This window comes from Microcoleus sp. MON1_C5, assembly GCF_036701875.1.
In the GTDB taxonomy this organism is placed as follows: Bacteria; Cyanobacteriota; Cyanobacteriia; order Cyanobacteriales; family Microcoleaceae; genus Microcoleus.
Window position 1 is genome coordinate 21,524 of record NZ_JAUBRN010000007.1, and the last position, 18,676, is coordinate 40,199.

The 18,676-nt window shown below is 45.9% G+C and carries 17 protein-coding genes; 11 read left to right on the plus strand and 6 right to left on the minus strand.

The window, feature by feature from the left end:
* Positions 1-63: 63 nt before the first annotated feature.
* The 6 genes from QUA71_RS05115 (at position 64) to QUA71_RS05140 (ending at position 6,135) form a co-directional block, all read left to right on the plus strand.
* Positions 64-669 carry a hypothetical protein gene (locus QUA71_RS05115; protein WP_333282950.1) on the plus strand — a complete coding sequence of 202 codons (606 nt, stop codon included), beginning with the start codon at positions 64-66 and terminating at the stop codon, positions 667-669.
* A 137-nt stretch (positions 670-806) separates the two neighbouring features.
* Positions 807-2,111, plus strand: a complete 1,305-nt coding sequence (locus QUA71_RS05120; protein WP_333282953.1) for a TldD/PmbA family protein — start codon at positions 807-809, stop codon at positions 2,109-2,111.
* A gap of 242 nt (positions 2,112-2,353) precedes the next feature.
* Positions 2,354-3,178, plus strand: a complete 825-nt coding sequence (locus QUA71_RS05125; protein ID WP_333282956.1) for a DUF3153 domain-containing protein — start codon at positions 2,354-2,356, stop codon at positions 3,176-3,178.
* 200 nt (positions 3,179-3,378) lie between these two features.
* Entirely contained in the window at positions 3,379-3,768 is a 390-nt protein-coding gene (locus tag QUA71_RS05130) for a LapA family protein (RefSeq protein ID WP_333218580.1), read from the plus strand.
* A 73-nt stretch (positions 3,769-3,841) separates the two neighbouring features.
* On the plus strand, positions 3,842-4,657 hold the full coding sequence (locus QUA71_RS05135; RefSeq protein WP_333282959.1) for a segregation/condensation protein A: 816 nt from the start codon (positions 3,842-3,844) through the stop codon (positions 4,655-4,657).
* 317 nt (positions 4,658-4,974) lie between these two features.
* A complete protein-coding gene (locus tag QUA71_RS05140; RefSeq protein ID WP_333282962.1) occupies positions 4,975-6,135 on the plus strand; it encodes an NDP-sugar synthase in 1,161 nt (386 codons plus the stop codon).
* Between the two features lie 101 nt (positions 6,136-6,236).
* Here QUA71_RS05140 and speA read toward each other — a convergent pair whose 3' ends face one another.
* The 3 genes from speA to QUA71_RS05155 all read right to left on the minus strand — a co-directional run bounded on the left by speA (position 6,237) and on the right by QUA71_RS05155 (position 10,469).
* Positions 6,237-8,246, minus strand: coding sequence for a biosynthetic arginine decarboxylase (gene speA / locus QUA71_RS05145; RefSeq protein WP_333282965.1), 2,010 nt, complete (start codon positions 8,244-8,246; stop codon positions 6,237-6,239).
* Positions 8,247-8,571: 325 nt separating this feature from the next.
* Positions 8,572-9,729: a helix-turn-helix domain-containing protein gene (locus QUA71_RS05150; RefSeq protein ID WP_333282968.1), complete on the minus strand. Its 1,158-nt coding sequence runs from the start codon at positions 9,727-9,729 to the stop codon at positions 8,572-8,574.
* A gap of 149 nt (positions 9,730-9,878) precedes the next feature.
* A complete protein-coding gene (locus QUA71_RS05155; protein ID WP_333282971.1) occupies positions 9,879-10,469 on the minus strand; it encodes a DUF3611 family protein in 591 nt (196 codons plus the stop codon).
* A 167-nt stretch (positions 10,470-10,636) separates the two neighbouring features.
* Between QUA71_RS05155 and QUA71_RS05160 the strand changes: the two genes are divergently transcribed.
* The 5 genes from QUA71_RS05160 (at position 10,637) to QUA71_RS05180 (ending at position 12,999) form a co-directional block, all read left to right on the plus strand.
* Positions 10,637-10,807, plus strand: coding sequence for a hypothetical protein (locus tag QUA71_RS05160; RefSeq protein WP_333282973.1), 171 nt, complete (start codon positions 10,637-10,639; stop codon positions 10,805-10,807).
* A gap of 354 nt (positions 10,808-11,161) precedes the next feature.
* On the plus strand, positions 11,162-11,455 hold the full coding sequence (locus tag QUA71_RS05165) for a hypothetical protein (protein WP_190663686.1): 294 nt from the start codon (positions 11,162-11,164) through the stop codon (positions 11,453-11,455).
* Between the two features lie 103 nt (positions 11,456-11,558).
* Complete coding sequence (locus QUA71_RS05170; RefSeq protein ID WP_190663687.1) at positions 11,559-11,987, plus strand: heavy metal-responsive transcriptional regulator; 429 nt, start codon at positions 11,559-11,561, stop codon at positions 11,985-11,987.
* A 456-nt stretch (positions 11,988-12,443) separates the two neighbouring features.
* A complete protein-coding gene (locus tag QUA71_RS05175; RefSeq protein WP_333218586.1) occupies positions 12,444-12,782 on the plus strand; it encodes a DUF6972 family protein in 339 nt (112 codons plus the stop codon).
* The gene (locus tag QUA71_RS05180) at positions 12,772-12,999 is read left to right on the plus strand and encodes a hypothetical protein (RefSeq protein WP_445243752.1); all 228 of its coding nucleotides are present in this window, start codon (positions 12,772-12,774) and stop codon (positions 12,997-12,999) included. Before QUA71_RS05175 ends, QUA71_RS05180 begins: the two co-directional genes overlap by 11 nt.
* A 72-nt stretch (positions 13,000-13,071) precedes the next feature.
* On the opposite strand, the gene QUA71_RS05185 is transcribed toward QUA71_RS05180, so the two are convergent.
* Genes QUA71_RS05185 through QUA71_RS05195 form a run of 3 tightly spaced genes read right to left on the minus strand, consistent with a single transcriptional unit; the run spans position 13,072 to position 18,592 of the window.
* The gene (locus tag QUA71_RS05185; protein WP_333282980.1) at positions 13,072-14,829 is read right to left on the minus strand and encodes a GTPase; all 1,758 of its coding nucleotides are present in this window, start codon (positions 14,827-14,829) and stop codon (positions 13,072-13,074) included.
* A 13-nt stretch (positions 14,830-14,842) separates the two neighbouring features.
* On the minus strand, positions 14,843-17,356 hold the full coding sequence (locus QUA71_RS05190) for a GTPase (protein WP_333282983.1): 2,514 nt from the start codon (positions 17,354-17,356) through the stop codon (positions 14,843-14,845).
* A gap of 36 nt (positions 17,357-17,392) precedes the next feature.
* On the minus strand, positions 17,393-18,592 hold the full coding sequence (locus tag QUA71_RS05195; protein WP_333282986.1) for a hypothetical protein: 1,200 nt from the start codon (positions 18,590-18,592) through the stop codon (positions 17,393-17,395).
* Positions 18,593-18,676 lie beyond the last annotated feature (84 nt).

Below are 18,676 nucleotides of genomic sequence, written 5' to 3' on the forward strand. Positions count from 1 at the left end.
GCACCAACTCTATCTCTAGGGTGCGCCTCGGCGCACCTCACCCCTACTGAGAGAAGTTAAGCAATGCCTTTTAGCAATTATAAAAGTATCAGCGCGGTCGCCAAAGAATTCCAAATTAATTACCGACGGGATAATTTCAGTGTCGAAACAGAATTTGCAGTCAGCGAGGTTTTTCGGAATGAATTAGAATTGATTTTCAATGACGGAGTATTTGACAACTCGGAAATCGCCATTTGTGAAAATATAATTTATCCTGTATTAAAAGAAGTTTGGAAAAATTATCGCAGTAATTTTCTCCTCTGGAGTCACCAAACCTTAGTCTATAATGAGAATCTGTCAGGAATTCCAGATTATATATTGGCGAAGCGCTCCCCCCTCGGCACAGTAGTTTTTGACAAGCCCTATTTCATATTAGTTGAAGCCAAGAAAGAGAGCGCATTTGATGAAGAATGGGGACAGTGTTGGGCAGAAATGATCGCCGTGCAGCGACTTAACAATGAACCCGAACAAACTATCTTTGGTATTGTTTCTAATGGGGCAATTTGGCAGTTTGGCAAGCTCACATTAGAAATGTTTACTCAAAATAAATTTTTATATACAATTCAGGACTTAGAGCGACTGTTTGCAGCCGTTAACTATGTTTTTAAACAGTGTGAATTACAATTATAGGAGAAGGAAGAAGTAAGAAACGACACTGATTTTGACACGGATACACGGATTAATTATCGAGCATGAGGCAGGAGTCAGATGTTGAATAGCGATAATTGCTAAAATAAAAAAAAGACAAAACCAGAAAGGCGATTATTGTGAGCGATTCAACCGTAGACCAGATTTTGAAATTGGCCTCTCAGCGCGCCGATGCGGCTGAGGTATACTACCTGTCGAGTCAAGACACCCCCATCGAATTTGAAAACAATCGCCTCAAATCCCTACAAACCAAAGCACTGCAAGGCGTAGCACTCCGGCTGATTTACCAAGGCAAAATCGGTTTTGCTAGTTCTACAGATTTAACGCGGATAGAGGATTTAGTAGATGCAGCGATTCAAACAGCCGAAATCGGCGACCCCGCAGAATTTGAACTCGCCTCCAACTTCCACCTAAAAGGCCCGGAAACCACCTACACTCCCCCCACAACTCAAGAATTAGTCGAAAACGGCAAAAACCTGATCGAACAAGTTCACGCCTACAATCCCGATATTATGGTAGATGTCGGCTTTCACGTCCGCAGCGGCAAAGTGAAAATTGCCACCACGCAAGACCTGTATGCCGAAAGAAGCAGCCAAATAGTCAGCGGCTCGATCTCGGGAAATTTGGTCAAGGGAGAAGACTTTATGCAAGCATACAGTTACGACGTTGCGCGCGATCGTCCCCTGGACACCAACAGCATCCTCGAATCACTCCTCGAAAAATACCGCCTCGCCGAACATTCAGCCACCATCACCAGCGGTTCCTACCCAGTATTATTTACCCCCAGAGCCGCCGCTAGCACCCTCGGCGGCCTCTTTGATACCATCCTTTCAGGTCAAGCAGTAGTTCAAAAAGCCTCTCCCCTAGCGGACAAAATCGGCGAAACCTTATTTGACGAACGCTTTACCTTTTTTGAAGACCCCACTTTAGGCCCTTCTGCTTGTCCCTTTGACGACGAAGGTACACCCACCACCCGCAAAATCTTGATAGACAAAGGTACTGTCACCGGATTTTATTGGGATCGCAGGTGGGCAGCTCGCGCCGGTGTACAATCAACCGGCAACGGTTTTCGTGGCGGATTGTCTCGCCCAGGCCCTGATTTGACTAACTTTTGCATTTCCCCCGGAAATACCGCCACTCAAGACTTGATTGCTAGCATGGACGAAGGTCTAATAGTAGAGCAGGTTTTAGGTGCCGGTCAGTCCAATCAGTTAGCTGGCGAATTTTCTGTCAATTTGGACTTAGGCTATAAAGTAGAAAAAGGCAAAATTGTGGGTCGCGTCAAGAATACAATGGTGGCAGGCAGCATTTTTGAAGCGTTTAAAAATTTGGCAGATTTGAGTAGCGAAGCCGAATGGGTAGGCGGTGCAGCCTATTTGCCGAGTATGCTGTTTCAACAGTTGGGTGTAGCTTCGAGGCAATAAGTTCAGTGCGGTTAATTCCAGGTGACGCTGATACTGTTGCTAGAAAAATCTTAGCACTCACATCAAAAAAACCCGGTTTCTGCCACAAAGCATCTGTGAAACTGCCCTTCGCTAGCCCATAAACCGCGTTTATGGTATGCAGTTCGCAAGTCCAGACGTGGAAATAAAAAGACATAAATACTGCCGCAAATTCAACGCTTTGCTAATTCATGCAAATAGGGAAAAACAGGGAAAAAGGTACAATGAAAGAGCAAAATGTCAAGGATGGAACTCGGAAGAAGAAAAAGCACTTTTTCTTTCTTTTACCTTTGGTTTTTTGCCTTTTAACTCTAGTGACTGGATGCGTTCAGTACGATGTCGGGGTTAACTTTGAGAGTCAAACTCGTGGCGAAATCGTGCAGCACATTAAACTGGGGGAAAGGTTGACGAGCTTCAGCAGCGAAACTGTTGCAGAATGGTTGAAAAGCGTAGAAAGCCGGGTGAGGTTGCTGGACGGAAAAACTAAACGGCTTTCCCCCACAGAAGTTCTAGTGAGGATTCCTTTCAATAATGGAGCAGAGTTGCAAGACAAGTTCAACCAATTTTACAATCCGATCGCACCAACCACAAAATATCGGACCGCAAGTCCGCTAGAAACAGATTTGCCGAAGTTTGAATCTCACCTTAGTGTCAAGCAGAATAATTTGTTATTGGTGCTGCGAAATCGGTTGAGTTTGGAATTGGATTTGCGCTCTCTTTCACTGCTTTCTTCTAATGGCAGTCTGCTGCTGAGTCCGGGGGGACTTTTGGAGCTAGACTTTAGCTTGAACACGCCTTGGGGCGCAAAAAGTATTGAAACAGTCGCCGGTGCGCTGGTTCCCGAAACCTATCAGCAAGGAAAACAGTTAGTTTGGAAGCTCAAACCCGGAGAAGTTAACTATTTGGAGGCGATATTCTGGATTCCCAGTCCCGTAGGAATTGGGGCGCTGATTATTGCCTTATTTGTGGCTGCGGGCATTGCTTTGAAATATCAAATATTGCCAGCACTCTTAATCGGCAAGAAACCCCAAAACATCGGTCAAACCTAAAGAGGATATGTCCTGCTGGGGCGGGTTAACCAATCTCTTCAATCAACTCTCACAGTTCCAATAAACCCGCCCCTCCCCGGATATTATGGTTAATTGACCAGATTTGAGCTTATCAAAAAAACTAGCAGTATCTGCCAAAAAACAGTTGACAAATGATCAAGAATTTGCTTAACCTGAATTGAGAATTAGGAACAGAGAAAATGCGAGCGCTAAATTTCTTCTTCATCTTTCTGATTTGCTTGGCTCTAGTATTTTTCAGTATCGAAAATACACAGCCCGTCGCGATTCAAGTTATCCAAGGCGTCCAAGTTAAAGCTCCGCTGTGCGTAGAACTAATTGTAGCGACCGGATTAGGGGCAACACTAGCGTGGCTGTTCAGTCTGTGGTCGAGAATGCAGCGAACCCTCGCGTCGCGCCAACAGCTCCGCCAAGTTCGCGAAAAAGAGCAGCGGATTCAGGAATTAGAACAAAATCTTGAACGCTATAAAGCAGAAGTAGAAGCCAAACAACCTTTGTTAGAAAGTGCAGAACCGATAAGTTTAGAAATAGCAGCCATTGAGGGCACAACTGCTGAAATAACCGCCAATTAACTTGATATGCTCTCTCGTTTTCTCAGAGGGAAAATCTAAAATCTAAAATCTAAAATCTAAAATCTAAAATCGAATGGCCGTTTCCCGAGACCAAGATGGCTTAGAAACGATTTCCGAGGGGATCGCAATTTTAATTGACCTAGCCGAACGGGGAGAAATTGATCCTTGGGACGTTAAGGTAATTGAAGTGTTCGATCGATGTCTGAGCAAGCTTACGAACGCCTGCGATGCAGATCAGAGTAAGGATTTCTCCGATTTGTCCCACTCCGGCCAAGCGTTTTTGTACGCTTCAATGCTGGTGTTGCTCAAAGCAGAAAGTATCGTCCTCTCCGAACCCCCCCCTAATCCCGACTCGGCCGACGAGGCGACGCTAGAAGACGCAGAACACTCAGGCGGGCGACACTTGCCGCAGCATTTAGAGCGGCAATTGCGCCGTCGCGGTGTAGCTCAACTACCGCAAAAGCGCCCGGTGACTCTCCCAGAACTGATTGAGCAGTTGCAGCTAATGAAAGCAGCAATGGAGCAGACTGTGACCCCCAGGCGTCGCCCTACCTCAAAAATGCGATCGCAAGCGGCCCAGGCTATCTTTGAGCTAGCTCACCAAGAAAATCTCGTAGAAACTGCTAGTGAACTCGAACGGTTTCTGGCTCAGCGGGGCCCGGAAATTGACGAGGGTTGGCTGGACTTGGACAAATTGCTAGAGCTCTGGCACCATAACGATTTGCACTCTCCTGTCAACCCAGAACCCCCGGTATCGACTGAGGAAGTTCACTTGCCAAATCATGACCGCGTGGGTATTTTTTGGGCCTTGTTGCTGCTATCGGCTCAGTCTAAAGTAGAGTTGCTTCAAGAGGAGTTTTACCAAGACCTGAAAATCCGCGCGCTTTGAGCTTGCAGGGTATTAGGTTCTCGGGGGAAACTAATAACTATGGCACTGCGTCGGTTAAGATTCCAGACAGAATCTCGCTCTATGGCATTCTGTTGCTGAGTCCCGAATGCGGAGAGCGGGAGTGTGAAGTTCTTGGTGATTCCCGATACCTGGTTTCTTAAATCCAGGTAAATTCGGAATAAATGATTGATAGCCTGGTACGATGTCGCCTATAAACAGGTCAGGATTTTGCTGTGCTCGATCGATTCAACGATCGCAACCGCTAGCATCTAATTGTTGAGTTTATATCAATTAACAGAGGGTTGAGGAAGTTAATAATGAAAGCGATGATTCTGGCGGCCGGTAAAGGCACTCGCGTCCGTCCCATTACTCAGACAATACCCAAACCGATGATTCCCATCCTGCAAAAGCCAGTGATGGAGTTTTTGGTCGAATTGCTCCGCCAGCACGGATTTGACGAAATTATGGTCAATGTTTCCCACCTGGCAGACGTGATTGAAAACTACTTCCGCGACGGTCAAAAGTTTGGGGTACAAATTGCCTATTCTTTTGAAGGGCGGATTGAGGATGGAGAAATGATTGGAGAGGCTCTCGGTTCGGCTGGTGGCATGAAACGAATTCAGGACTTCTCGCCGTTTTTTGACGATACTTTTGTGGTGCTGTGCGGCGACGCTTTGATTGACTTGGACTTGACTGCTGCTGTGAAGTGGCACCGCGAAAAAGGGGCGATCGCTACTATTGTTATGAAATCGGTTCCCCGCGAGGAGGTTCCCAGTTACGGAGTGGTGGTAACAGACGAGTCTGGCAAAATAAAAGCTTTCCAAGAAAAACCTTCTGTAGAGGAAGCTCTGAGTACCGACATTAACACTGGTATTTATATTTTTGAACCGGAAATATTCGATTACATCCCTTCGGGCGAGGAATACGATATCGGTTCGCAGTTATTCCCCGCGCTAGTAGCAGCAGGCGCGCCTTTTTACGGGATTAGCATGGACTTTGAGTGGGTGGATATCGGCAAAGTTCCTGACTATTGGCGGGCAATTCAGAGCGTGCTCCTGGGACAAGTTAAAAATGTTTCTATTCCAGGAATTGAAGTCCGCCCCGGCATTTACGCTGGTTTGAATGTAGCTGTTAACTGGGATAAGGTTGATATTACTGGGCCTGTTTACATTGGCGGGATGACGATCATTGAGGATGGAGCAACAATTATCGGCCCGACAATGATCGGCCCAAATTGTTGGCTTTGCAGTGGCGCCACTGTGGAAAACAGCGTGATTTTTGAGTATTCCCGTTTGGGCCCGGAGGTGCGGTTGGTTGACAAACTGGTGTTCGGGCGCTACTGCGTTGATAAAACCGGGGCTGCGATCGATTTGCAAGCGGCGGCTCTCGATTGGCTGATTACTGACGCTCGCCAAGTTTTACCGACTCAAGACGGAGAGGAGCGGCGGGCGATCGCAGAAATTCTCCGTCCTGAATAATTGGTAATGGCTCAAGGTAAGGTGCGCTAGGCGCACCCTACTTTTACATTGATGATCTCAGCTTTTAATTCTGGTAATGTGCTTAGGTTCCACCCTACATTTTAAGACTGAAGATAAGTATATTGGCTGAGACTCCGCTCGTAATTTTGCAGCAAAAGTTGGGCCTCGGAAAGAGTAATTTTATTTTGCTGCAAAGCTGCTTCTGTCTGACGGCGGATGCTTTCAACCAAATTTTCTGAATCGTACTGTACGTAGCTGAGGACTTCTTTCATAGTGTCTCCTTTCACAACGTGTTCGATATGATAGCCAGAAGGTGTTAGCTGAATGTGAACTGCATTAGCATCGCCGAATAAGTTGTGAAGGTTGCCCATAATTTCTTGATAAGCACCTCCCAAAAATAGCGCCAAATAGTAAGGTTCTCCAGGTTTGAGAGTATGCAGTTCCAAAACCGACTTCACATCTCGCAAATCAATAAATTGGTCGATTTTGCCGTCGCTGTCGCAGGTGATATCGGCTAAAATACCGCGCTGAGTTGGTTCTTCTTCGAGTCGGTTAATTGGCATAATAGGGAACAATTGGTTAATTGCCCAACTGTCCGGTACTGACTGGAAAACAGATAAGTTGATGTAATAAATGGACGCCATCACCTTTTCTAGGTCTTCCAAATCCTCCGATACATATTGTTTTTGCCGCGCGATCGCCTGTATTTTATCGCAGCAAGCCCAGTACAACTGTTCGGTTTTCGCCCGTTCCGCCATTCCCAAATAGCCTAAGTTAAATAAACTGACTGCTTCTTCCTTGAATTGGATAGCATCGTGATAAACTTCTTGGTAATTTTCGGGACTGATAGATTGGTAAATTTCGTAGAGATTGCGCGGAATTTGGTGCGCGTTTTCATCTACTGGTTCTGGTACTTCTCTGGGGACATCGCTAGTACCGAGTACGTCAAAAACTAACACTGATTGGTGAGAAGCGATCGCCCGCCCGCTTTCGCTAATGATAATTGGAACCGGGATTTTGCGCTCGTCGCAGGCATCTTTCACTCCCGCTACTACGTCGTTAGCGTAGTTTTGCATATTGTAGTTTTTGGAAGCGTGGAAGTTTGTTTTAGACCCGTCGTAGTCAACGCCGAGTCCACCGCCTACGTCCAAGTAGTTCATATTAGCTCCCAATTTAGCTAATTCTACATAAATGTGGCTGGCTTCTCGAATGGCATCTTTGATGACACTAATTGAGGAAATTTGAGAGCCGATGTGGAAGTGCAATAACTGCAAACAATCGAGCATTCCAGCTTTTTCTAGTTCGCCGACTGCACGGATAATTTCAGGAATTGTCAAGCCAAATTTTGCCCGATCGCCCGTGGAACCTCCCCAGCGGCCAACGCCTTTGGTAGTGAGTTTTGCTCGCACTCCCAAAATCGGTTTAATTCCTAATGCTTTGCTCGCGACAATTGCGAGTTCTACTTCCTCTATTTGCTCCAGTACAATTACGGAAGTTTGCCCTAGCCGCTGCGCCAAAATAGCAGTTTCGATGTATTCGCGGTCTTTGTAACCATTACAAATTAACAAAGCGCCTGGGTTTTTTAAGGTCGCCAAAGCTATCATTAATTCCGGTTTGGAGCCGGCTTCGAGCCCGAAGTGATGGGGTTGACCGAAACGCACCAAATCTTCAATTAATTGTCGGTGCTGGTTGCATTTAACTGGAAAGACACCGCGATAGACATTTTTGTAATTGTACCGAGCGATCGCTCTGGCAAAACACGAATTTAAGCGCTCGATCCGGTCTTCCAAAATATCAGAAAATCGAATCAGCAGGGGCAAAGCCAAATTTCGCTGTTTCAGGGATTCTACCAGTTCGCACAAGTCGAGGGAACCGCCGCGATCGCCCTTGGGAGAAACTGTAACGTGACCGGCTGCATTGATCGAAAAATACGGTTCGCCCCAACCTTGAATGCGGTAGAGTTTCTCACTATCTTCTATTGTCCAAGATTTTTGTGGCAGTTGAGCCGCCGTTACCAAAGCACTGTCTGGTGCGGCCAAACTCGTGACTGTTGGCGAGTGAGTCGATAGGGGATCGAGATCGGAGAAAGCAGCGGTGGCTGGGGAACTCATCTTATCGGAAACCTCTTTGAGGAGTGGTCAAATAGATAGTTTATCGCACATATCGGGTTTCCTGATGCAGTAGAAAAATCACTTTGGGTACACGGCCCGGCGATTTTAGATTTTAGATTTTAGATTTTAGATTTTTAGATTAAAGATTTTAGAATTGACTCCACAGATGGATGAAAATCGGGGATTGAACTAAAATCTCAACCGTGATTGCTCTCCAGGACTCATTTCTTCAAGCAAGTATCCGTATGTAGGTGAACTCGGAAACCGGGTTTGCGAGTTCACCTGCGCCAAGAGAGTTGTCGGACGATCGCTCGCCCGACACACACTAACCAAAAATCACCTCCGGCGGCGCCATGTCAGCCCCCATCATCAATGCCCCGTTGCTAGACTTCTTCAAGCCCGGTTGAGGTGCTTTTTCTGGGGTCTTCTGAGCCGGTGCAACTGAGGCTGGCGGTGTCACCTGCGTTGGAGGTACTGCCTGTGCTCCTGGCACCACGGGTTGCTGCGACAGCCAACCCAAACCCCCTACAGCCCCAGCCATCAAAGCGGTGTAGCCGATGTACAAATGCACCGGACGCATTTGAAAGCCTTCGCTTGAGTCGGAATCAGAAACAGACACATTCATACTGGGAATTGGACTCGGAGCGGGTTTGGGCAAAGCATTCGCCATAGCGCTGCCGTCTAGTCCCAAGGCGTCGCCGAGTCTGCGGATAAAACCTCTAACGTAAATATCTTGGGGCAGTTTGTCGATTTCCCCATTTTCGATCGATTCGATGTGATGCAGCGGCACGAGAGTTTGACTGTGGAGTTGCTGCAGGGATAGGGAGCGAATTTGCCGTCCCTTACGCAATTCTCTACCCAACTCCCGCAGGCACTCTTGTCGCTGTTGAACGGCTAAAGCTGCTTCTTCTTCCTTGGTGAGTTTTTTCGGCTTCTTGGGAAAACCGAACCCTGGGAAGGATTTTCCGGGGACGGTGACAGTTGCAGGTGGAGCCGACTCGACTTTAATGTCGTCTTGGGGCGCCTGTTTGCTGTCTTCGGAAGTGTTAGTGTCTCGATCGGAATTTTCTGTGTCGGACTCGATTTGGGGGGGGGCTTCCACACTAGCGCTGCGCCAATAGAAGACAGGAACAGCTACTGGTGGCTCCAATTCTTTAATTTCTGTCACCGTCTCAATGGCGGGACTTAAAGCAGTAAAACTCTCTTGGGCTACTTGCGGTTCAATTTTGTTTTGTTTGGGAAATCGGTCAAATGCGAGCTTGACGGCTTCTCTGCTAACTGCTCTAATTAAAATTTCGGCAGCGGAAGCTGCTTCGCCCAACATTGTTTGCAAGCTAGCTAGAGCGTGGCTATAGGTGTCGCTACACAGGAGTTCAGCTTCTATTTGACCCAGGACAGAACGAAAACTTTCTTGAGAAATTTCAATAGTTGGGTGATCTGTCACCCCAAAATAAGCCTCTGGTTTCAGTGCCATGATATTCATTTTGTCTTCGTAGAAGGTATCTGAGTACGTTCTTCGACACGTTGGCAGTGATTCCGGATGTCGGTTGGGGGAGAGTGGGAGAGTGAGGGAGAGTGAGATAGTGAGGGAGTGGGAGAGTGGGAGAGGTGCAATTCCCACTTATTGATTGTCTATTGCTTGTGGATGCGATCGAGCAAAAAAAGAGCCCCGAAAATCCCGACAAAATGGGCAACAGTGGCGTGAGTATTGGCGAGTACCACAAATATATCTAGGGGCTGAATAAATCGGCCCACATCAACTGCGGCACCGAACAAGGCTTGCGGCTGAGCTAGAGATTTGGCTAAGAGAGTGCCGCTGATGGCTTCTGCGCCGATCAGCGTCAGCACCATTCCCGATAAGTTGCTCCAAAGTGCCAGCCGCACTTCTTTGATGGTGTCTGCTTTTTTGGGACGGACAGCGTTAGCGGGCGATCGCAGTTGTCTCGACAAGCGGGTGAAGCGGAAAGAGCGATATACGCTGTAAGCGAGTACGGCCAGCCCGCAAATGGCAAAAAATACGCCCCCGCCGGTGCCGGCACTGGTTGAACCCGCAGCGGCGGTACCGCGGGGGATGGCGAAGGGGATGGCAAAGAGCAAAATGATCGCCGCTACCACCCCTAGCACTACCTGTACCCAGAAGCAAACCCAGCCTGTTGTACGAAGGGCAAAGGCTACTCGCTGTACCGCGACAGGAAGCTTATCGTTATCTAACTGATTAGTCATATTTTGAGCGGGTATAATTAATTGGCATTAGTTGGCGGCAGTTTTTTCTCTTCGGGGACGGTTGACGGCGGTTAACCCTCTTTATAATAGAAGTAGCAATGTTTAAGATTTGTAACTAACATTGGATTTCACATTTGAATAGCGTCGATCGCCAGGTACCCACAGCAATGACACAACTACAACCCACCGTCTCTCCCAAACTGGAACAGCCAAAGTTTGGCTTCAACAGCTACGCGGAACGCCTTAACGGTCGAGCCGCGATGATCGGTTTTTCTCTAACTTTAATTATCGAGTATGTCACAGGCCAGGGCTTGCTGTCCTGGTTAGGTCTCAACTAATTTTAGCAATGGCGCGGTCAGCCTTACACTTTGTCTTGACTCGAACGGCAGCGGGTGTTAGTTCTGCTGACCGCGACAAATTCGGGAATTGATTAAAATATTAATTACAAACAAGCCGATCGACTTCTCTGTCGAGAGAGATCTGTTCCCGAATGCAATAGCTGGCTTTTGGAGGTGTATATGGGGTGGAATTTTGATTTGACTAGCTTGGCAATTTTGCCTCGCTCCCGTACAATTCCCCACAGGCGAGAAGATTAATTGAGGTGAAGCTAGTCTTTGAGCTAGAAATCCCGATCGTTCCGCCAACTCTAAGTTTTAGAGATTGTAAATAAATATAGAACAGAGTAAAACCAAATGAATGCTTCGTGGACGCGACTTTTGAGGTCAGCTTACCGTAAAGAGCCAATTACCAGCTTTGTTGTGACAGTGGGCGTTGTCGATGCAGCCATCGGCAGCATCGGTGCCAGTGGCTCTTTATTGGCTTTTGGGCTGGGCACTGCTGGGGTGGCGATGGCTCTCCGCTGGTGGCAATTTTACCGCTCTGGAGCCGAACAACCCGCACCTGCTCCTGAATACTATCTTCCTCCTCAGTCTTCTAGACCTCAGTTGCCCGTGCTTAATGTGTCTAAAAAAAATCCTCCTTATTAAGATTACCGGGCAATGGTGACTGGGCGAGGTGCCGATCGACTCTCTGGATCTGAGGCACTCAAAGATAGGGCAAGAAAGTCTTTCGATCTTGGATGCTTGGTTTATGAATATTTCTGTTGCCGAGAAACTGTACAAAATTGGCTCTGTAGCTGCCTGTAGTGGTTTGTCGGTGAAAACTGTTCGTTACTATGAGGAGATGGGCTTGCTGTCTCCTGCGGTAAAGCGCTCGCCCGCTGGTTATCGCTTATTTGGCGAAACGGTATTTAACAGGTTGGCGTTTATTAAACGATCTCAGACTCTGGGTTTGAGCCTTCAGGAGATTAAGGATATTTTACAAGTTCGCGATCGGGGGGAGTTGCCTTGCTCTGAAGCGAAGCAGCATCTCACGGCTAAGGTAGAGGAAATTTCCGTGCAAATTGCAGCCTTAGAAACTTTGAAGAGCGAGTTGCAAGGCATTCTCAACTGCTGGCAAGAGCAACCCTCCCAGGCGAGCATTACTCGCACGATTTGTCCGAACATTCAGCGGGATTGAGCAGCGGAAAGATACAAAAAAAGAAGGGAAGGAATTATCGGTTTCCTTCCCTTGATGGTTTTGTTGGTGGTTTTGTTGGTAGTTTTGTCGATCGTGTTGAGCTTTTAACTGTTTTCGCAGAGTTTGCTGTTGCTTTTTGAGTTGCCGAGCCCTGGCTGAGCCGCCTTTACCTTTGGAGTTTCTACCCTCGCTGCGAGGAGACTCCCAACTTTTTAGTCTCATGTTTTTAATTGTATGCACTACTTATATACTACACCGCTAGATTTTCACTGTCAAGTATTTTTTAGAGCGATGTTTTCTAGTATCAACTTTTGACTGATGGGGATTTGCTACAGACATAGCGATGGTGCGCCCATTGCCTGCGGCTGGTTACGCCTACGCGCTTTTTGACAATTTGGGACGTAAGGGCGATCGCATGATTTAATTAATCATACTGGTATGCTCAGTAATTAATTAATGAGTGGAATTAATCGCCAAATCACCCTTGACAGCAGGCACATTGCTAAACACTTGCCAGACACGCCACAAATGAGAAGACTGCTTAATAAAGGACGTGCTGCTCATATTTTTAACGATGAGGCTACTATGAATCAGGTAGCTCAAGCCATAATAGAAGATGGAGAATTTACAGGTACGATTCGGGGCTACGATCGTTATGGTATGTTTTTTGCTGAATCAATAGGTTATAGAGTTGACCCGGATGGTAGCCGTCTTTTACTTTATTACGGAGAGATAAAAGTTGATGCAGAAAACCGATACCACGTTACGCCTCGAAGCCGATTTAGTGAAGAATAACTGGGAATTCACAGAGGTATGGATCGATCCAACTCTTTCACCGCCTTATCTGCTTTTGTTACTAAGTGACGCTGAGGGAAATTGTCGGATATACGATCCGGCTGAGGGTTATAAAGTTGTGTTTTCTAGTCAGAGTTATGATGAGGCGCAGTATTGGCTGTTAGAGGATGAGTATGAACCCGTAGAAGGGCGGCTGAGAGTGTCGGAGTTAGTTTGAATGATGCAAGTTGAAGGGGCGATCGCACTTTGTGACAAGTTGGGACGTAAGGGCGATCGCTCTTTATCAGATTCAAGTATTCGGATTAACTGTTGCATTGGTGATGTACTGGATAATCGTGTCAAAATCCTTACGGATTTCTGCCAATTGTTTTACCCAAGTATTAGAAGCATAAATCACTTCCTCTTCCTTCTGGCGAGCGGCTGCAATTTTCTTCTCAATCTCTCCGTAAACCTGTTGCTCAAATTCAAATAGCTGTATTTCAATTTGATTTTCCAAGTCTTGTGCTGTTGATTGAAATTGACTCGTAATATCGCGACGAACATCAGACATTTGCCTTTCTCGCTCATGTTCTTGTCGCATTTGTAAAATATCTACTCCTACCGAAACAAGTGCTAGAGCCGGCCCCAGGAATTTAGCAGCATTGCCGATGTTTTTGGCCATACCAACCGCCTGCCAAGGCTTAAACTTAAAGCCGACAAATTTTCCCACAGCCACAACACCTTGATGTAGACCGCTTCCTGCTACATCTATAGAACGTAGAAATCCTTGTTCAGCAGCGGTTTTTGCAAAACTCCTCGATGCCAAAGTGGTCAGCTTCACCCCGGCCGTCTCACCGATGCCTTTAAGCAAGTTAACTTGGCTTTTTAATCGCTCCATATCCATACCAGCCCCGAGATTTTGGGCTGATATATTTTGATTTTTATCTAGGCAAGCAACAAAACTCTTGACTAGATCACCTTCTAGCACTTTTTCCACCTCCTGCGGGATATCTTCAACTGCTACATTAAGAGCTTCTTGCAGTTTGGTTTCTGCTTTCTCATAGTGCTTCTGTACATTCAGTTCAGCTTGTTTATGAAGCCTTTCAAAGTTCTGATCGCTACCTACTGCTGCGGCAAGAGTGTTACCTTCGCTAGCAACTCCTGATGACATCTCAAGGGCTATATTTTTAACTTTAGTTCGCAGGCGATCGCGCTCTTTACGCACTGTGCGAGATAACCGTGTCAGCACTTCAAAAAAAGCAGAATCTTCGCTAGAGTTGCGAGTAAAGCTCAACTGAGCCTCATCAACGCAGCTTAGAGCAATTCGGACAGGTGTATCAAAACGAGCAAGGGAGCCACGACGCTCTACAAACTGATTGAGAGCATCAATAAAAGTTGAAAAACGGCTGATTTCCGTCAGAAAATCATCTTTGCCGTCAATGCCTTCACAGTAGTCTTTTGCATCAATAAAGCTGATAGGAAATTCATCAAGACTGTAAGGCTTCAGTGCCTCGGCAAGACTTGTGCGGTAGTTGGCCATCTTTTGCTCCTCTTCTCCTGCTTCATCAGACATTTTATTGATAATCAGCATCATTTTCCAGCGGTAGCCTTTTTCATAGGCTAACTTCTTGAAATTCTCTGCTGTCAGTGAGTCAAAGAGCATATAGGTGAGGCAGAAAACCAGCAAGTCTGATTTGTTGATCGCCTCATAAGTAATCTCATCGTGATCTTCGCGGTCTGTAAAAAGTCCAGGCGTATCAATTAGCTTGATGCCGTTCCAGTCATAATTGGTAGTTTTATCAGTAGCAATATCAGCATCAATACGGATATCGCGCTGTCCTGTCATGCCAGAAATGATGGTTGATTTACCTGCACTGTACTGCCCCACAAAAGCTACGCCGAGAATCCCCTGCTCTTGATACTCTTTTAATTCATCGTCCACTTTTTGGCGGATAGCTGTTAGTTCCGATGTATTTCCCTGCTCCAGTAAGCTCTTAAATTTTACTAGCGTATTTTGGAAAGATGCACCGACTTCCGCAGCTTTAAAGTTGGGGTTGTTCTGAGTCATGGTAGTTTAGTCCTTATTTGGGAGATTTGAGATCGCTAAAGGAAATATCCTCTTGAAGGATGTGTTTAATATCCTCTAATGATTTTAGTTGTTGAACTTGGGATTTTGTGACAATCTTCATGTTGCGCCCGAAATCTCGTTCGACTGTAGCAATGGTTTGGTTGATATACTCATCTGTCAGAGTTTCATGTTTTCCAGCACACCAGTCAAGGATTCGCTTGGCATAAGCACGATTTAGATAATTTTCTGAATCCGATAACTTCTTTTTTGCTTCTTCAAGATGAGTCGCGAGCCCATCTAGTCCTGCTATCAATTCTTCAAAATAGATATTGATATTTTTGGTTACAAAATCAGAATATTTACCAAATTCCCGCTGAGTATGCTGTAGAGTGTTTTGCTTCTGAGTCTTGAGCTGAATTTCCAATGAAGTTGAAATATTTTGAACAGCCTCGCGTCGCTTTTCATCTCTGGATTTAAACATTCCGGCAATCCCGCTAACCACAGCAGTTAAAATCCCGATAGCGGGGGCAAAAGGAAGGGCGACGAAGAACGCTATAATTCCTGCTATCCCTAGAAGGTTTCCACCAATTCGGACAAAATCTTGAAAATTGTTTGAATCCTGCTCATTAAAGATGAAATCACTGCTGCCAAGTTGAGATATTAGCTGTAATTCATTTCCTATTTCCTCAAGAGCTTCCTGAACTTCCTTATTAAATTTTTTGCTAGCCTCTTCATAAGCTATTTTTAATCGATTTTCAAATCGAAGGGATTTTAGTTTTTGTTCCCATCCCAGCTTCATGGTAACTTCGTTACGGTTCCAATGATCTTCTGCAAAAGATGGAACGGCTTCTATAGCATCTTGAAAAATCCTCTCGATTTGTTGCAATAAAGAGTCTTTAGCATCCTTAGCTGCTGTTTGGATGTTCTTTTGGATTTCCTCACGCTTATTTTTCAGCGTCTCTGTCCATTTTTCATAGACTAAAGCTTGTTGATTAACCCACTTATAAGGATTATCAATAGCGCCTACGGTAGAACCTAGCAGAGTTTGAGAGCGACGAATTGCCCCATGATTAACCAGAGATACACGGATTAAATCAAGAAAATCCTGTATCCGACTTGCCTTAAAAAGCTCCTGTTTCTTCTTTGCGTGTTCTGGTTTGCGGGAAAGCTGCGCCGCCAACAGCATCACAGGAACAATATCGAAATAGTCATTAGCATAATGCTCACGAGCGTAGCGGCGGATACGTTGAATGTGCCCACCAATACCGCTTTGACCCTCCATAACAAACTCTTTATCAGGGTTCTGTAAAAAATGCTCCAACCGTCGAGGATCGCTCAGATTTTTCTTGATATTCAGCAGAATAATTAGTGGCTTAGCTTTTTCCTTCAATAATCGTAAGAAAGCAAACTCACTTTCTTGGATACTGTCATTTGTCACCACATAACAAATCACATCTGACTCGTCGATAATACTTTTAGCAATTTCTTCATCACTTTTGCCACCCGGAGCCCCAATCCCAGGAGTATCAATGATCCGAAGATTCTTCCACTCATACACCCGATTCAACCGAGTTGTGCGCTGCTTGCCTACACCGATCGCATCCCACCCATCATTTGTAACGATGGCGTGAAGAGTGCTTTTTCCTGCCTTAGTTCTGCCCATAAAAGTGATGCTGAAATGATTGAGAGCGCGTTCCTTGGCCCGAAGCGACTCCCGTACACTCTTAATTTCTTTAATAATCTCGGCACTCAGAGAGTTTCTAGTATCCTCAAGTTGCTTTGCGACTTCCTTAGCAGTAGTAGCTTGATCTTTACCACCTGTTTTATGTTTGATGTCTTCGATAGCAACTTGAATATTTGCGTCCAAATTGTTAAGTGCTGATAAAGTGCTTTTAAGTGCCAATTCTGCAAATTTGTAATCCTCATCAGCGATGACTGCACACTGACGAATCGCCTCGTCATATTCTTGCCCCGTTAACAGAATTTCTCGCCGCAGTTGCTCAACTTTTTCCTCACACCCAGTGAGCTTTGCTACATTATCCACCAATGCGCGTGAAAGTAGAGAATCAGCCCCTGCAAGGAAACGCGCACAGAAAGAGACTTTCTGTTGTTGGTTGTGTTCGCCTATGAATCGGGTATCAGCGAAGGCTCCTGCTTCTGCAAGCTGTCGCTGTACTTCTCCCGGTGACCAGTTCCAAATCCCTGCTACTTGTTCCGCCATCTCCCGCTCTAATGCTGAACAGAAACCGTCAACATAGGCGATAACCAACATTTGGGACATGGCCTCACTTTGCTCACCGGGCGACACTTTCCGAGCTAAATCTTCTACAGAAAGGTGGTTTTCATCTTGAGCCAGAATTTTTTCCATCTCAGCTAGAGTGCGTTGAGAAGCGCTGATCTGCATTGCTAGTTCGCGTAGTGCTTTCGACTCTTCACTATGAATCTGCTGATCCGCACAGACCATGTGTGTGACTAATAGGAATGGGTAGTCTAGGTGTTCGGTGGTTCTTGAGCTTAGGTCAGACATTTTAATTTCTTCAATATTTGGATTGGTTACAGTAAGTCAATCACCCAAAGACACGTTTAGCTCCCAATTTTTATCCTTCATCTCTTGATATGAGTAGGTCAGATCGCCTCGCCTACCGATCTGAATTGTGTAAAACTCTGCTTTTCTTATACCATTCACTTCGATAGAAAATTGGCAGTGGTTATCAGATATTATTTTACCTATGCCTAACTCTCCAGTCGCAATAGTTTCTCCTTTATGATCTTTTACTAGCACCTGCCTACCACTTTTAATATCCCCGTAACCTCCTTTTCCATTACAAAACTGACCCACTCCACCGAAGAAGTCATCCTTGAGTGTTAGTGATCCTTTAATATTGTGATTGAAACCTAAAAAAGGTATTCCTTTAAAGGTTATAGTTGCTAAGACAATAACTCCTACTACAATCCAACGTTTTTGACGCTCGGGATTTTCATTAATATAATTTTGGCCGATGTCTAACAATTCTTTAAATTTTCGTTCTCTAAGCAAATCAATAATCGGAGTCAATAGATCAGTCAAATTTGCAAATTTATCTGTTGATAATTTTTTTGAATCTGAACTAACTTCTGCCTTTAGCTCAAACTCTCGATTCCACGCCGGAAAATCCTCACCCGCCTGCTGCCCGTAAACCTTCACAGAAGCGATCGCGCCCGCCTTCAAATTCGTCAACTCCCTGCGGACAATCCTGATAGAAACCTCCTCATCAGGAACCACATCCGACTCCAGCATCACTTGCAAACAACCGTCTTGCAAACTCGCAGTCGCCGTAATTCCCTTATTTTGCAACGGAAGATTTAACAAAGATGCGATCGCCTCCACATCCCCAAGCTTAGCCCGTTCCTTCAAACTAAGCTGATTTGACTCCGTATTCTCACTAGAACTTGCCCGCCCCTCTGTGACATTTGCAACAGGCAAATTTTGCCCCGCCACTTCAAACTCTTGACTCCACGCCGGCACCTTCGCGCCCGTCTGTCGCCCGTAAACCTTGACTTTCTCAATGGATGCAGCCCCCAAACCAGCGATCGACTTACTCACCCACGGGGCCAAGACTTGCTGACTAGGCGCTTCTGCCGCTTCCAGCATCACCTGTAAACAACCATCCTTAAGGGAAGCTGCGGCGGTGATGCCCTTGGCTTGTAGCTGGCGGTTCAGCAGAAGCGCGATCGCCTTTGCATCTCCCTGTTTCGCGAGTTCCAAAATATTCGGTTGTGTCATAACCGTTAGATACCAGTAGCGCTTAGCATAACCTTTTACTGTCTTAAGTATAAATTCTTTCCTAAATACCAAAGCTTGTCAAGC